Annotated in this window: 12 protein-coding genes; 1 reads left to right on the top strand and 11 read right to left on the bottom strand. The window is 37.8% G+C overall.

The window, feature by feature from the left end; translation table 11 throughout:
• Window positions 1-123: 123 nt before the first annotated feature.
• The 11 genes from JM84_RS11765 to JM84_RS11715 form a co-directional block, all read right to left on the bottom strand.
• Window positions 124-540, bottom strand: a complete 417-nt coding sequence (locus tag JM84_RS11765; RefSeq protein WP_144784460.1) for a DUF2141 domain-containing protein — start codon at window positions 538-540, stop codon at window positions 124-126.
• Between the two features lie 148 nt (window positions 541-688).
• Entirely contained in the window at window positions 689-1,666 is a 978-nt protein-coding gene (locus tag JM84_RS11760) for a Gfo/Idh/MocA family protein (RefSeq protein WP_144784458.1), read from the bottom strand.
• A 71-nt stretch (window positions 1,667-1,737) separates the two neighbouring features.
• Window positions 1,738-3,447, bottom strand: coding sequence for a sodium:solute symporter (locus JM84_RS11755; protein ID WP_144784456.1), 1,710 nt, complete (start codon window positions 3,445-3,447; stop codon window positions 1,738-1,740).
• 105 nt (window positions 3,448-3,552) lie between these two features.
• On the bottom strand, window positions 3,553-6,087 hold the full coding sequence (locus JM84_RS11750) for a PIG-L family deacetylase (protein ID WP_144784454.1): 2,535 nt from the start codon (window positions 6,085-6,087) through the stop codon (window positions 3,553-3,555).
• Window positions 6,088-6,165: 78 nt separating this feature from the next.
• Window positions 6,166-6,729 (bottom strand): mechanosensitive ion channel domain-containing protein, encoded by a 564-nt coding sequence (locus tag JM84_RS11745; protein ID WP_013751779.1) that lies wholly within the window; start codon window positions 6,727-6,729, stop codon window positions 6,166-6,168.
• 3 nt (window positions 6,730-6,732) lie between these two features.
• Complete coding sequence (gene corA, locus JM84_RS11740) at window positions 6,733-7,839, bottom strand: magnesium/cobalt transporter CorA (RefSeq protein ID WP_144784453.1); 1,107 nt, start codon at window positions 7,837-7,839, stop codon at window positions 6,733-6,735.
• Entirely contained in the window at window positions 7,839-8,795 is a 957-nt protein-coding gene (locus JM84_RS11735; RefSeq protein ID WP_144784451.1) for a septum formation inhibitor Maf, read from the bottom strand. The genes corA and JM84_RS11735 overlap by 1 nt, the downstream gene beginning before the upstream one ends.
• 33 nt (window positions 8,796-8,828) lie before the next feature.
• Window positions 8,829-9,416: a Maf-like protein gene (locus JM84_RS11730; RefSeq protein ID WP_144784449.1), complete on the bottom strand. Its 588-nt coding sequence runs from the start codon at window positions 9,414-9,416 to the stop codon at window positions 8,829-8,831.
• A complete protein-coding gene (locus tag JM84_RS11725) occupies window positions 9,409-10,329 on the bottom strand; it encodes a geranylgeranylglycerol-phosphate geranylgeranyltransferase (RefSeq protein ID WP_186439125.1) in 921 nt (306 codons plus the stop codon). Before JM84_RS11725 ends, JM84_RS11730 begins: the two co-directional genes overlap by 8 nt.
• A gap of 10 nt (window positions 10,330-10,339) precedes the next feature.
• A complete protein-coding gene (locus tag JM84_RS11720; RefSeq protein ID WP_144784445.1) occupies window positions 10,340-10,867 on the bottom strand; it encodes a KdsC family phosphatase in 528 nt (175 codons plus the stop codon).
• Complete coding sequence (locus JM84_RS11715; protein ID WP_144784443.1) at window positions 10,851-11,618, bottom strand: Rossmann-like and DUF2520 domain-containing protein; 768 nt, start codon at window positions 11,616-11,618, stop codon at window positions 10,851-10,853. The genes JM84_RS11720 and JM84_RS11715 overlap by 17 nt, the downstream gene beginning before the upstream one ends.
• A gap of 116 nt (window positions 11,619-11,734) precedes the next feature.
• Between JM84_RS11715 and ccsA the strand changes: the two genes are divergently transcribed.
• Window positions 11,735-15,037 carry a cytochrome c biogenesis protein CcsA gene (ccsA, locus tag JM84_RS11710; RefSeq protein WP_144784441.1) on the top strand — a complete coding sequence of 1,101 codons (3,303 nt, stop codon included), beginning with the start codon at window positions 11,735-11,737 and terminating at the stop codon, window positions 15,035-15,037.
• Window positions 15,038-15,264 lie beyond the last annotated feature (227 nt).

Genomic DNA, 15,264 nt, shown 5'->3' with positions numbered 1-15,264 from the left:
TATATAACACAAAAGTAAGAAAATCATTGAGTGTAACTATGTACAACATCAATTTATAAGTTTTTTCTTATAGCAAAAAAGCCAGCAGATGACTGCTGGCTTTGTAATATGTAGAAAGTAATATTACATTTTAATTTCTAGTTGAACATCTTCTGTACCTACTGTAAATTTTGCATTGTTCCAGCTAGGCGGTCCAAAACCTGTACCACTACCAGAAGTTGCATAATCCTCCTTAGGCATCCCGTTTGCTTCAAAATCCATGCGGTTATTTCCATTTTGATCATGTAGCGTTATAATCCCATAATCTCCAGGCTGTACATTTTCAAAAACTAAGGTAACCATATTGTTTTCTGGCGTTGCTGCCTGAGAATCTATTGGGGCAGCTTTCATAAAGGTCGCCTCATTATATAGCGCTGCAGAGGCAGAACCGTCATTATTAGTTAAGTTAGGAATGGTTACCGTGATGGTAACTCCTTCTGCTTCTTGTCCAAAAGAAATTGTTGAAACAGCTGCGAGTAATAAAAAGATAATTGTTCTCATAATTGATAGTATTAGATAGTTATTGTTTTTTGTTGATGATGTAAATATATCATCACGCTTTCGCGAAAAAAATCTTCCATTACCCAACTGTAAAAATCAATGACCGAACTGTGATAATTTGTAATCTAAATCCGTTTGTAGTTATTTGTCAGTACACTAACCCAATGTTTTTTCTAATGGTATCTAGCATTTTAATAAGGTCTTTACTCTTATCAAAAGTCATAATATCACTCTCGGTCTTATTGCTTTCAAGCATTTTCTGGCAATGCAGTATCTCATAATGATATCCATTCACACTTTCCGGAATTGGGAAATCATATGTTTTTGAAGTACCATTGGTAATGATTGTCACATTAGTTGGCTCATGAAAACGGCTGTTTATGAGTATTTCGCCATGTTCTAGAGTGATGTGACAAGTAGTGTCTGTTTTTTCATCAATAGCCGAAAATAAATTTGCTTCTACTTGATTAGGATATTCTAATTTCATGGAGCAATGATGATCTACACCTGTGGGACCCAATAGAGCCCAAGCACTTATATTTTCAGTATATCCCAAAAGTGTTAGTGCTGCAAACACTGGATAAATACCAACGTCTAGTAAACTACCGCCACCGAGTGACTTATTATATAAGCGTGTATTTACATCGTAAACTGCGTCAAAACCAAAGTTGGCAGTAAGGTTTTTAATCTTTCCTAAATCTCCATTTTTAACCGTATCAAGTACAAATTGGTAATGAGGTAAGAAGTGCGTCCACAGTGCTTCCATTAAAAAGGTTTGTTGCGCTTTCGCGAAAGCGATCATTTCCTCAACCTCTTCAAGATTCATGGCAAAGGCCTTCTCGCAAAGCACTGCTTTTTTATGCGTGAGACACAAAAGCGTTTGCTCTTTATGAAACATGTGAGGAGTAGCAATGTATACGATATCTACTTTAGGATCTAGAAGCATTTCCTCATAGCTACCATATGCGATAGTCGCGTTATGAGTATCCTTAAATGCTGATGCATTGTCAAGATTTCTACTTGCTACAGCATAAAGATGTGCACCTTGAGTAAGTTCTACATCATTTGCAAATTTGTCAGCTATCTTTCCACAGCCTAGTATTGCCCAGTTAGTTTCTTTAGTCATGTAGATCGTATTTAATTATAGCGATACTAATTAGTTGTTTCACATTTTCGCGAAAGCATAATTACACATTGCTACTTATCTTGAGAACCTCCAAAGCTTACTTGTAGTAACATGGCTAGTCCCATTACGAGGGCGCACCCTACCACGTTGAGCCATAGATATGGGAATTCTATAATCTCAAAATGTATGAGTCCGTAAACGATGATAATGATTACTTGCGTAATGAGTGCTGCTATGAACACGGCATTACTTTTTACAAATTTGATAAAGAATGCAAGTAAAAATATCCCAAGAATATTACCGTAAAAAATCGAACCTATGATATTTACAAGCTGGATTAAGTTTTCAAATAGACTTGCCGTACAAGCTACAATTATGGCGAGCACTCCCCACATAAGTGTAAAGCCTTTGGTGCTGCGCACGTAATGTCTGTCTGTCATAGTTCCTTTATAATTACGTTTATAAAGATCTACAGAGGTAGTAGCGCCTAGCGCATTAAGTTCTGACGCAGTAGATGACATTGCAGCGCTCAGTATTACAGCAAGTAATAACCCTATTAGTCCGTTAGGAAGGTTATTGAGTATAAAGTGGATAAAGACGTAATCTTTGTCATTATTTTCGACCTCTGGAGCTGCTTTTGCAATGAGCACTTTACCCACAGATCTTATTTCCTTGTCAATACCTTCGTATTTATCTATTAAAGATTTTTGAGCTCCATTCTCTTCATAAATATCGAGTGTAGGATCTTTAAAATAATTAAAGGCAGCTTCTTTTTGGTTGTTTTGGTTTTGAGCGAGTTGTTGTTCGAGGGATTCAAATTCGCTCGCATATATAGAAGTCTTCACGGCTTCTGTCGCGGCAGGATTAAAGTGTAGCGGCGCACTATTAAACTGATAAAAAACAAAAACCATCACTCCCACAAGGAGGATGAAAAACTGCATCGGGATTTTTAAGGCTCCGTTAAAGAGAAGACCCATTTGCATTTCCTTTACATTCTTCCCAGAAAGGTAGCGTTGCACCTGACTCTGATCTGTACCAAAGTAGGAAAGCATTAAAAAAGTTCCTCCTAGTAAGCCTGTCCACACCGTGTATCTATTGCTTAAATCAAAAGAGAAATCTAACAGATTCATTTTTTCGCCAGCACCAGCGATACTCAAGGCATCTGTAAAACTGATGTTCTCCGGAAGTTTATCAAGAATAAGGTAAAAGGCAATTGCCATACCAGCAAAAATCACCGCCATTTGCTGTTTCTGAGTAATGCTAACTGCTTTCGTACCACCAGAAACGGTATATATAATCACAACAATCCCTATAATAATATTGAGCGTAGTGAGGTCCCAACCCAATACTGCCGAGAGAATAATAGCTGGTGCATAAATGGTAATCCCTGCAGCGAGACTACGTTGTATTAAAAATAAGGTAGCTGCGAGTGATCTCGTTTTTAAATCAAAACGACTTTCTAGATATTCATAGGCTGTAAACACTTTTAGCCTGTGATAAATAGGTATAAACACCAAACAAATCACAATCATCGCAATAGGAAGCCCAAAATAAAACTGGACAAATCCCATACCGTCATAAAATCCCTGACCTGTGGTAGATAAAAAAGTGATGGCACTTGCTTGTGTAGCCATTACAGAAAGGCCTACCGTCCACCATTTTGAGGTATTACCACCTCTTATATATTCTTCTGCGTTTTTGCTCCCTTGTGTTTTATAGGTTCCATAAACAACTATAAAAATGAGCGTAAATGCTAGTACTGCCCAGTCTATTATTTCCATATTATGAGAATGAGGTCATTAATAGATAAAACACGATAATGTAAGCTAGATTAAGGAGCAGTACTATGGTGTACTTCTTTTTCCATGGGTATTTGGATTCATTTTTCATTGCTTTATCTCGCTCTTTTCTTGCTTTTCTATACTCAGCATATTTGCAAATAATTTATAAGCTCCAGATACTCCTGCTGGTAGTTCTCTAAAAAAGCTCAACCCTGTATATATGTAGTGCCCGTCACCATATGGAGCGACTAGCAAACTACCATCTTTTGCCGTTTCTCCTTTATCATTCATAGAGAGAATAGGAGTATAGGCATCATCCCACTTGTTTGGAAAATAAAGGCCACGTTCTTGCGTCCAGCCTTCAAAATCCTTTTGGGTGAGCTTATTTGGAAAATTCATGATAGGATGATTTACGGCAAGAATTCTCACCTCGCTATTCTCATCGGTTACACGGTCTCTACTAAGTTGCATCTCATAAGGAGCTCCTATTTTTGTATCACCCCAGCGACCAGAGGTATTGTATTGTGCGATAAGTGTACCGCCAGCCTTGACATAATCGAGTAAGAGTGGCTGCTTTACCTGCATCTCATCTACTACATTATAAGCTCTAATTCCCACGACCACTGCATCAAATTGTGCAAGCAGCTCTGGAGTGATAGTATTAGGTTCTATGATGGCAACTTGGTAGCCTATCTGTGTGAGATTATCTGGCACTGCATCTCCAGCACCTTGAATGTAGCCTATGTAATCCCCTTTACGCTCGATGTCAAGTCGTACAATTTTTGCTTTGTTAGGCAAGAAAAGTGATTGCAACGGGATATGCGCATAATCTATTGTTACGAGCTCCTTGGTATACGCCTTATTTCCGGCGGTCACTACGGGAGTGAGATCTCCTTCGCTATCAGTGCTAGGAGGTGTTACTGAGAATATGACTTTCTGTTCTGTACCTTTTGATGCTATGGATATGTTTACACTTTTTGGTGTGATGGTCCATCCACTAGGAGCAGTGAGCGATACGTTTCCGCTAAAATTATTTTGATGTGCTGTTACCGTTACGGGAATGTTTTTTGATTCCGCTTTCGCGAAAATTATAACCTTCGAGTCTAGCTTTGATGAAACTGCTGGTACTATTTCAAAAGGCTCGTACACTTCGCCCTTAACGCGATCATTGTATTTAAAAACAATTGGTTTTTCAATCGAAATAGGTACGCCAGCAATAGTGAGGTCAAACTTCACTGTGTTTTGTTGTGGAGTTTCTGGCTTTCCTATCATGGTAGGATCGTCTACACGGTACATTCCTAAAGTTCCTTCTTCACGTAACCAGTAAGCAGAAGTATCTTTAAAAGAATCATCTATAGAAACTGTTGCTTCTGTAGTAAGTGTATTGTTGTTAGTTAGCGATTGGTTGCTAGCTAGTCGCTGATTGCTTGATGTGATAAATGCGCTGTTGAGTACAACAGATTGCATACTCCTGTTTATCGCTTCAAGTTTTAAGGTTACTTCGCTCCCTAGAGTAGCATAACCAGTATTTGCAGCTGCTTCTAGATAAATACCTGCGCAGGCAGTGATGATATCTTGTAGTTCTTTAGATTTAATAGCTTTCCAGTGAGCATCATCTAATTGTTGCACAAGTGCATATGCTTTAGCTAGCTCAGGAATACTTTTTTCTGGAGCAGTAAAATCATAGTCGGCAACGACTTGATCTAATAATTTTTTAATGGCTTGACCTCCCTTCACACGTGTCCAGGTTGTATTGATTCCTTGAAAAACGTCGTTATTAGTTGGCATCTCACCGCGTAATAATTCAAAATAGGTGTCTTCTGTACCGCGGCTTCCCGTATTTCCAAATCCTTGAGACTTGTGCTGACTTCTACTAAGGGAAGAGATTTCTGTATTAGAGAGTCCGAGACTAGGGTAGTAGGTACCTACGTCTACTTGAACCAATTTAGATTTATCTGCCTCATCAAATTTTTCTTTGCTTCCGTAAAACCACCAAGAGGTATTAAAAAACTGTCTGCTAGGCTTCCAGGTGTCTGTGTATTGTAACTGGTCTGTATATTTTGAGGTATCACTCGCAAGATCAAAAGCTTCAACAGAAAGCATCGCGCTTGAAGTATGATGACCATGTGTACTTCCCGGTGTTCTGTGATTAAAACGGTTAATAATCACATCTGGTTTGAAAGTTCGTATTGCCCAGACTACATCTCCCAGTACTTCTTCCTTGTTCCAGATAGCGAGCGTTTCATCTGGGTGTTTTGAATATCCAAAATCGTTTGCTCTTGTAAATCGCTGTTCTCCACCATCTGTTGCACGAGCAGCTAGTAGTTCGTTAGTACGTATCACGCCAAGTAGTTCGCGTAATTCTGGACCTATAATATTCTGACCACCATCACCTCTCGTAAGCGATAAATAGGCAGTTCTTGCCTTAACTGTGTTTGCAAAATAAGAGATAGCCGTAGTATTCTCGTCATCTGGATGTGCAGCGACGTAGAGTACGGAGCCAAGAAAGTTGAGTTTTTGAAGGTCTTGATATATTTCGCTAGCTGTTGGTTTAACAGGTTGAACGGTAATACCTTGAGCATATATTTTCGCGCAAGCGAAGACAAATAAGAGGGCTAAAATCGCATAGGATTTACGCATAGTAATGAGGAGTTTGATACTTCTCAAATATACCGATTATGAAAGGTAGCCTAAGTCCTTTAAGGTTTCTTTAACAATCTAAACCGCTTTATTAAAGGGGTCATCCTCGTCCATTTGTTGATTTTGCTCTAAGATATTTGTAGAGATTCCCTCCTCTACAAGTGTGATTCCTTTTTGAAGAATTAAACTGTTAGGGTAGGTGTGTAGTCCGCCATCAGAAGTACGTAGATTTGTGTGAAAAGCCTTGATATCTTCTATAATTGCAATGATAGGAAAGTCCTTGTCGTGAATTTTAATACGGTCACCTATTTTATAAGGGAGCGTAAAAAATATGATAACTCCAGAGGTAAGATTACTTAGCACTGACCACTGCGCAAAAAATGCAACACCTATAATAGCAAAGACAGAGCTAGCAATGACTCCAATATCCTTTATTTTAATTCCCCAAATGAGAATACTTATAATAAACGCAATTATTAATAACACTGCATCTACGTATTTCATAATAAGATTTGCACGCTTCTTTACTTTGTTTTTGCGCTCAGAAAAACGACGTACAAAATAAGAAGTGATGATGCGTAAAACGATAAGAATCCCTAGCGTTACAGCACTATGTATGATTTCAGGTCTAAACAATTCCATAAATTACAACCATTTTTTGCGCTTAAAATAAACAAGAGAGGCAACAAAAATAACAATCATGGCTCCCCAGAAATAATAATAACCATCCTTGATAGCTAGTTCTGGTATATGCTCAAAATTCATCCCATAAATTCCTGCAAGAAAGGTCATAGGTATAAAAATGGTAGCGATGATGGTAAGCACCTTCATCACTTCATTCATACGGTTTGCAATGTTTGTCGAGTTCATATCCATTAATCCAGCAATCGTATCTCGGTATACCTCTACGGTCTCAATTACTTGGATTGTGTGATCATATAAGTCTCTTACAAATACCTGTGTTTTCTTAAGAACAAGGTGATTTTCTACTTTTTCGAGCTTGTTTACTACCTCTCTAAGTGGAAATATAGATCGTCTTACTTGTATCACCTCTTTTTTGAGAATCTGAATTTCTTGAGAGTAATTTTGAGAGTTGTCTGTATAAATTTTATCTTCAAGCTCTTCAATTTTGTTACTCAGTTGCTCGATGATAATAAAGTAATGGTCAATCACGGCATCCATAATTGCATAGGTAAGGTAGTCTGCGCCATTAGAGCGCACTCTTCCTTTTGCATGTCTTATACGTTCACGCACTCCGTCAAAAACGTCACCATCATATTCCTGTAAACATATCAGATACGTCTTACCTAAAATTAAACTTATGTGCTCGACATTAAGCTGATTTTGATCATCATAATAGAGCATTTTAAAAACGATAAATAAGTGGTCGCTATACTCATCTAGTTTAGGTCGCTGGCTAGTGTTTGCAACGTCTTCCATTACTAATGGGTGCAATTTATAACGCTCTGCAATTTGTGTAAGAGCAACAGTATCGCTTAAACCATTTATATTAATCCAGGTAACCGTTTTCTCGTCAGTATCTTTATGATATTCTTCTAGTCTGGCGAGCGTTTCCTCATCCAGATAGTCGTCGTTGTAATCAAAGACGTCAATACTTACAGCCTTTTGCGCTTTATTACCAGTGTAGATTACATGACCAGGAGCGTGAGAGAGTTTCTCTTTCACGGTCTCCCTAGTAATATTATTTCTCACTAAAGCGTTTACTTTACTTTTAATTTTTTTTCTAATCATTATAAGCCAAGTTCTGTGCGTAGTGCTTCGTCTTCTTTAGTTTTTTTACCCCAGTAAGCACTTCTGATTGTTTTCATCTTTGTAGCCGTTGTGGTCATTTTCTCTCCGCCACGACCGTCTGGATATGTATCTTCCCAACCTTCAATCTGGTGAGGGAAATCACTAGAAAAACGTATAGTAAGTGTTCTGTCTAATGATGGATAATTAAGTGTGTATGAAGTTGCTGTTAAGCTTCCCGTAACATTATAAGCTTTTATAGGAGTATGCGTCATCGCGGCATAAGACACGTCTGGAATACTTGTAAAACTCCCAGTAGGTAATAGGGTAGGGTCAATGCGTAATAATGCCCATAATTCATTTTCTAATACTGCTTTATCTAAGGTATATTCCTCATCTGCTCGGCTTTCAAAATAAGAGTGAATCTGCACCTCAAATTGATCTCTGTTATTGAGTTGAGTGTACGTATTACCACACCATTCTTGCATACTCTGCGATACCTTAATAGCGTGCAACTCCTCATTTACTGGTAAAAATGTACTACTCATAATGGAATAAGGATAAATACCTGTCACAAAATTTTTAGTAGCATTTAACTTGATAACTGGAATATTATTGCTGTCTTGGTTATCTGCTTTTACTTGTTTTTCTGGCAAAAAGTCTTCAGTTACAAAAATAAGTGCTGCTGTTCCTTCTCTTAATTCGCCATAACGAGCTTGTTGCAACTCGTAGCTGGTGATTTCGGCAGTTCCTGCATACCAATAGTCTTTCCACTCTTGTGAGATGGAGCGCTGTGTTATTTTTGGCGTATTAATGCTTGTTGCGGTGTCCGCTTTCGCGAAAGCGGTGGTATTTTTATCATTGTTCTTACATCCAAAAATCATAGTAACAATGACTAAAGCGCTACCTATTAATAATGTACTTCGATATGCTTGATGTTGTTTTGTGGATATAGACATGAAATAAATTTTAATATTAAAATTACAGAAATACTATGAGTCTGCGAGCAGCATTAACGTTTCATAAACTTTATGAAGCGGCATTCCCATGACATTGAAGTAAGATCCCTCAATGCTGGTTACTGCAATGTAGCCAAACCATTCTTGAATACCGTAACCACCTGCCTTATCATACGGCTGGAAGTTGTCTATATAATAGTCTATTTCTTCATCAGTGAGGTCTTTAAACGTCACTTTTGTGGTATCATTAATAACTGTTTGTGCTGTAGCAGTAGTAAATGCGACAGATGTGATTACCTCATGTGTACTGCCAGAAAGCGCAGATATCATGGCATATGCTTCATCGCGGTCTTCAGGTTTATTTAAAGCAACTCCGTTGAACCAGACAATGGTATCACTAGTAACTAGGATGTCTTGCGCTTTCAAATTTGAAAATGCAGAAGCCTTGAGTCTAGCGAGATGATCTGTAATATCTGATCCTTCAAGCTCTTCTGGAAATATCTCATCAACAGGTTTAATATCTATAGTAAAATCGAGTCCTAATTCTTTAAAAAAATCTTGACGCCTAGGAGATCCTGAGGCAAGTATGAGGTTGTAATTTTTAAGTTTTTCTTTAAGCATAGCGTTCTATAATTAGTATAAGTGGAAAAAGGAGAATGCCTAAAAGCATTATTCCTTTAAGTAGTCTAGCAATATATTTATAATCTGATGTTTTTTCTGCATTCCAGCATTGGGAGGCAATATATCCTAGTGGGATTATTGTAAAGATAAAAAGTACGATAGTGATAGGTAGCGACCCATCTGCAAATATAAATGTGAATAATGCGCTATTAAACAACAACCCTAGTGCAATGAGAGCGCATAATAGCATCGTACGTTTACTACCAATTATTATAGGTAAGGTGCGGTACTCCATGGCATAATCCCCATTTATGTCTTGTACATCTTTTACAAGTTCTCGCAGTACGTTAATCATAAAAGCAAGTACCACAACAAAAGTAAATAGAGTATGACCTTCTTTTGTGAGCATGTATTCTACTCCAGAAAGCTCAAGAGCTCTGGCTTCAAACAACCATATAATGACGAGCGAAAAAGCAACCAGCCCACTAGTTACAACGTTTCCTAGAATAGGGATTCTTTGCAAGTATGAGTTATATGCATAGAGCGCTACGCTCACTCCTATAAACAGTAATGAATAGTCCCAATGGCCTAAAATAAACGAACTATAAATGCCTAATAGAACTCCTAAGCTCCACAGTGAGATACAATAGGCGTAGGCATTTCGTGTCGAGATGTTGTCAACTACATAAACCTCATTAGGCTTGTTGATACGATCTGCTTTAAGATCAACTATGTCGTTATGAATATATCCTGCAGCCGCTATACAAAGCGTAGCGAGAGATAGTGTCGCAAACTCTAAAAAAGATAGCTGAGTGCCTACATCTCTCAAATAACTCAAAGACAACTTTAAAATAAGCTGAGCTATAAAAATCATAAACAGATTAAAAGGTCTTATGATTTTTAAGTATGCCACAAATCTATTGTTAGTGTGCCGAAGCATCTATTTCTTTCATCCAGTTGTTTTGCACTTTAAGTACTTGTTCAATCACATCACGCACACAGCCGTGACCACCTTTTTTGTGAGAAATATAGCTAGATATTTCTTTGATTTCTTTTACGGCATCTTGAGGACAACAAGGTAATCCTACTTTTTTCATCACTGGAAAATCAGGAATGTCATCGCCCATGTAGAGGATGTTTTCTAAGCGTATATTTTTCTTGTTTATATACGCTTGTAAGTGTTCCATTTTAAGGTGTGCACCAAGTGCAATATCTTCTATGCCTAGTTTTTGAAGTCTAGAGCGTACACCTTCGTCAGTACCACCGCTTATTATACATAGGTTGTAACCAGCTTCTAGTGCAGCCTTCATAGCATAGCCATCTTTTACATTCATGGTGCGATGCATATGCCCATTTGATGTAATGTGTAATGACCCGTCAGTAAGTACTCCATCTACGTCAAAAATAAATGTAGTAATGTGGTGTAGGTATTCTTTATAACTCTTTTCCATAGAAATGTGTAATCGCTTTTGTTATGTTTTTATAAACCGCTGTATGATCAGGATCAGTAAGCAATTTAATTTGTTGGTCTATGACCTGCTTGTCATCACGTTTTGCAGGACCTGTCTGGCTGTTTTTAGGTCCTTGTTGTAACGCTTTTTCGGTGGTTTTCTGTATGAGAGGATACAAGGTGTCAAAAGGAACACCGTGCACATCACAGAGTTCTTGAGCAATGGTGTAACAGTGATTTGTAAAATTATTTGCAAATACTGCTGCGAGATGCAGTTGTCTGCGCTGTTTGCTATTTATTACTTGTACATTATTTGATATGATGGCCGCTAGCGTCTTTAGCGTTTTTTCATCTTTCGGATCTCCGGCTTCTATTAGAATGGGGATTTCGGTAAAGTCTATCGATGTGTCTTCTTTAGAAAAACTTTGCAGCGGATAAAAAACTCCTTTGTTATGCTTTCGCGAAAGCGTACTCATCGCAGTAAATCCAGAAGTATGTACCACCAGGGAGTTATCAAAGGGAATCTGCTCAGAGATACTTTTAATCGCATCATCGCTTACAGTAATAATGGTGACATCTGCAGGCTTAAGATTATGTATTGAGACAGTTTCTCGAGCAATATTGTTAAAGTTTTTGAGCTTTTCAGGAGAGCGACCTGCAACCTGCATGAGTATTGCTTGATTTTGCGAACCCAAAGCCTTGGCTAGATGCCAAGCTACATTACCAGTACCGACAATATTTACTTCAATCATAGATGCAAAAATAGGCTTTTTTAAATGTGCTCAGCTTTCATTTTTTATGAAGCGTCTCTCTAAGGTTTTTCGAGCCTCGTAGGTTATCTTTGCACACGGTAAAATTGGCCTATATTATGCAAAAGAAAATCGCCTCTATTTTATTCTCCACAAGACTGATGGGGATATTGTTTATAGCTTACTTTGTCGCAATGGCAGTAGGTACCTTTTTAGATCAAGGGCAAGAAACTTCTCCTACACCTTACTCCAGATATTGGATTTATGATGCATGGTGGTTTACACTTATCCACATCATGTTTGTCATCAACTTTGTAGGGAATATTTTCCGTTATAAATTATTACGTAAAGAGAAGATAACCACGCTTATTTTTCACGCTTCTTTTATCATTATTTTAATAGGTGCTGGAATCACAAAATATATTAGTTATGAAGGGGTCATGCCTATAGAAGAAGGTGCGTCAGAAAGCTCTTTTATGAGTGAAAAAACTTATTTAGAAGTATTTGTAGATGGTGAACGTGACGGAGAGCCTATGCGTCGACCGCTAGAAAAGGAATTATCATTATCGCCACGCCTTAATAACGATTTCTCCTGGACTGAGCGCTTTAATCATAGTTCTACAGATCGTAGTGATTATACAGATATTTCTTTCAACTTTAATAAATTTATTGATGGTGCAGAAGATGGTTTCGTAGAAGATGAAAACGGACTCTGGCATCTTAAGATTGTCGAAACAGGAACAGATAATCAACGTCATGAGCACTTCTTAGTAGAAGGGGAGCTCGTAAATATTCACAATGTGTTATATGCTTTTAATAAGCCTACAGATGGAGCAATAAATATTGGTTTTGATGGAGAAAATTATACGTTTTCATCACCATTTGCGGGTGATGTAACTGTGATGGCAACACAAGCTAAAAGCGAAGTGCCAGAAGCGGTAGAACAACCACTTAAACTTAGAGCATTATACAACTTAGGAGGAAAACTTCTAGTTATTCCAGAGCCTGCGATACATGGCCGTACAGGTATTGTCGCAAAGGAAGTGCCAGAAAAAAATCAAGAAGATGCCTTATTCGTGGATGTTACGGTTAAGGGTGAGACTAAAACTGTAGGTCTTTTAGGAGGTCGCGGTTATAGTAATGACAAGAAAAAAATTGAAGTAGGAGGTCATACGCTGTATCTATCTTACGGAAGTAAAGCGATGCCACTACCATTTGCTATAAAACTCAATGACTTCGTTGCAGAACGTTATCCTGGTACAGAAAACAGCTATGCATCTTTTGAGAGTAAGATAACTGTAGAAGATGCAGATGAGAATTTTGACTACGATATCTATATGAATAACGTACTCGATCATAAAGGGTTTCGTTTTTTTCAAGCTAGTTTCTTCCCAGATGAGAGTGGAACAATTCTTTCAGTAAGTCATGATTTTTGGGGTACGTGGGTTACATATATTGGGTATTTCTTATTGTATCTAGGGATGATGTTGATTCTATTTGATAAGGGTTCACGTTTTGGCGAACTCAAAAAGCGTTTAGGAAAAATCAAGATTAAAAAATCAAAACTAGCTGCGGTGTTGTTGTTTTTCGCTTTTGCGAAAGTGGGATACGCACAAGACGATTTATCTAATAAAGCACCAGAAGTCTCAAACGGAAATGTAGAGGTGCGCGACACGATTGCTACAAACGGTGAGAATATTGAGGATATATTAGGTCTAGACGGACACAGTGAGGTGACGCACCAGCAAACGATGCCTACACAAGAAGAAATCAAGAAACTTATTGTTGAGAATGCAGTGCCTCTAGAGCATGCTCAAAAGTTTGGTAAACTTGTGATTCAAGAAGATGGTGGGCGTATGATGCCTGTAAACACATTTTCTAGTATGCTGCTTCGTAAGTTGAGTAGAAGCGATACTTATGAAGGTCTTACTGCAGATCAAGTAATGCTTTCCATGATTGAGAATCCGCAAATATGGACGTTTACAGAGCTTATCTATCTCAAAAAGGGTAATGACAGTTTGCGTAATATTGTTGGAGTGCCATCAGACAGAAAGTACTTCAAACAGATGGACTTCTTTACTCCAGATTTTAAATACAAGTTAGGGCCATTCCTTGCAGATGCATATTCTGAAATTAATCAGACTAAGATCTCAAAGGAACTTACAGAAATGGATCAGCGTCTAGGGTTGCTAGATAGAACATTGGTAAAAGAGATTTTAAAGATTTTTCCTAAGCCAAACGATCCAAATAATAAGTGGATATCACCTATAGAAGTTAAAGATGCAGCTTACAGAGCAACAGACTCGGTAATTGCAAATCAAATATTTCCTGCATACTTACTCAGTTTACAAAAAGGAAGACAGTCTGGAGACTACTCTGATGCAGATAAAGTGCTTGCAGGAATAGAGAAATTCCAGCGTACGCATAGTAATGATATTATGCCTTCTAAAGAAAAGATAGATGCAGAGGTATATTACAACGAGCACGATGTATTTACAAAGTTATACTGGATGTATATGCTTGCAGCTGTGTTTATGATGATTTTTGTTATTGCTGCTATTTTTAATCCTAGTAAGTTTATTAGGTTTATGGGTAAACTGGGAGCGGCTATTATCATAGTGTTGTTTATAGTTCATACTGGAGGTCTTATATGGCGTTGGTATATTGCAGGTCACGCTCCTTGGAGTGATGCCTATGAGTCTGTACTATATGTAGGATGGGCAACGGTATTCTTTGGTCTAGCCTTCGGAAAAGATAGTATGCTTACCATTGCAAGTACTGCTTTTGTAGGAGCATTTATTTTATGGGCAGCATCATTAAACTGGATGAATCCAGAGATTGCAAATCTACAGGCGGTTTTAAATAGTTACTGGCTTATGATTCACACAGCCGTAATTGTTGCAAGTTATGGCCCTTTTATACTTGGTGCCATTTTAGGTATTGTCTCTCTGTTTTTAATGATATTTACTACAGAGAAGAATAAAGAAAGAATGGATCTCAGTATTAAAGAGATTACCATTATTAATGAGCTTGCGCTTACTGTAGGTATGGTGTTGCTCGCTATAGGTACTTTCTTAGGAGGACAGTGGGCAAATGAGAGCTGGGGACGTTACTGGGGTTGGGATCCTAAGGAAACTTGGGCGCTTATCTCACTCATTGTATATGCCTTTGTCATACACATGAGACTTATACCAGGATTAAGAGGAAGATGGTTGTTCAATTTTTCATCTATTATTGCACTAGGGAGTATTCTCTTTACTTGGTGGGGAGTGAACTATTACCTATCTGGGCTTCATGCTTACCAAAGTGGAGGCGACATCGCTACTCAAAAAATATTTATTACTGTAGGAGTACTTTCAGTCTTAGGATTCTTCTCTTACAGAAAATATAGAAAGTTTTACGTGAGTAAAAGTAAAGCGTAGCAAACTTCATAAAATGATCCATATTACAGCCATTAATTCTACATTGAGTTAGTGGCTGTATTTTTATAAGGTTGAATAGTACTCATAAGTGTGTTTTCTAATTAACTTATCTAAACAATAAGAGATAATTTATGTCTAGAAATCTTTTATAAGTTTTCCTAAGCTGTTTTAATTAGTTCAGAGTAAGTGTGTTAGAAGAGAATTCACTTAATACTTTTGTGTATAAA

This window comes from Dokdonia sp. Hel_I_63 (genome assembly GCF_007827285.1).
In the GTDB taxonomy this organism is placed as follows: domain Bacteria; phylum Bacteroidota; class Bacteroidia; order Flavobacteriales; family Flavobacteriaceae; genus Dokdonia.
Note: the sequence above shows the minus strand (reverse complement) of the source record. Positions and strands in the feature narration are given on the sequence as shown.

Coding starts and splice junctions, on each gene's coding strand:
- JM84_RS11765 (WP_144784460.1), bottom strand. CDS start 540: ATGAGAACAATTATCTTTTTATTACTCGCAGCTGTTTCAACAATTTCT.
- JM84_RS11760 (WP_144784458.1), bottom strand. CDS start 1,666: ATGACTAAAGAAACTAACTGGGCAATACTAGGCTGTGGAAAGATAGCT.
- JM84_RS11755 (WP_144784456.1), bottom strand. CDS start 3,447: ATGGAAATAATAGACTGGGCAGTACTAGCATTTACGCTCATTTTTATA.
- JM84_RS11750 (WP_144784454.1), bottom strand. CDS start 6,087: ATGCGTAAATCCTATGCGATTTTAGCCCTCTTATTTGTCTTCGCTTGC.
- JM84_RS11745 (WP_013751779.1), bottom strand. CDS start 6,729: ATGGAATTGTTTAGACCTGAAATCATACATAGTGCTGTAACGCTAGGG.
- corA (WP_144784453.1), bottom strand. CDS start 7,839: ATGATTAGAAAAAAAATTAAAAGTAAAGTAAACGCTTTAGTGAGAAAT.
- JM84_RS11735 (WP_144784451.1), bottom strand. CDS start 8,795: ATGTCTATATCCACAAAACAACATCAAGCATATCGAAGTACATTATTA.
- JM84_RS11730 (WP_144784449.1), bottom strand. CDS start 9,416: ATGCTTAAAGAAAAACTTAAAAATTACAACCTCATACTTGCCTCAGGA.
- JM84_RS11720 (WP_144784445.1), bottom strand. CDS start 10,867: ATGGAAAAGAGTTATAAAGAATACCTACACCACATTACTACATTTATT.
- JM84_RS11715 (WP_144784443.1), bottom strand. CDS start 11,618: ATGATTGAAGTAAATATTGTCGGTACTGGTAATGTAGCTTGGCATCTA.
- ccsA (WP_144784441.1), top strand. CDS start 11,735: ATGCAAAAGAAAATCGCCTCTATTTTATTCTCCACAAGACTGATGGGG.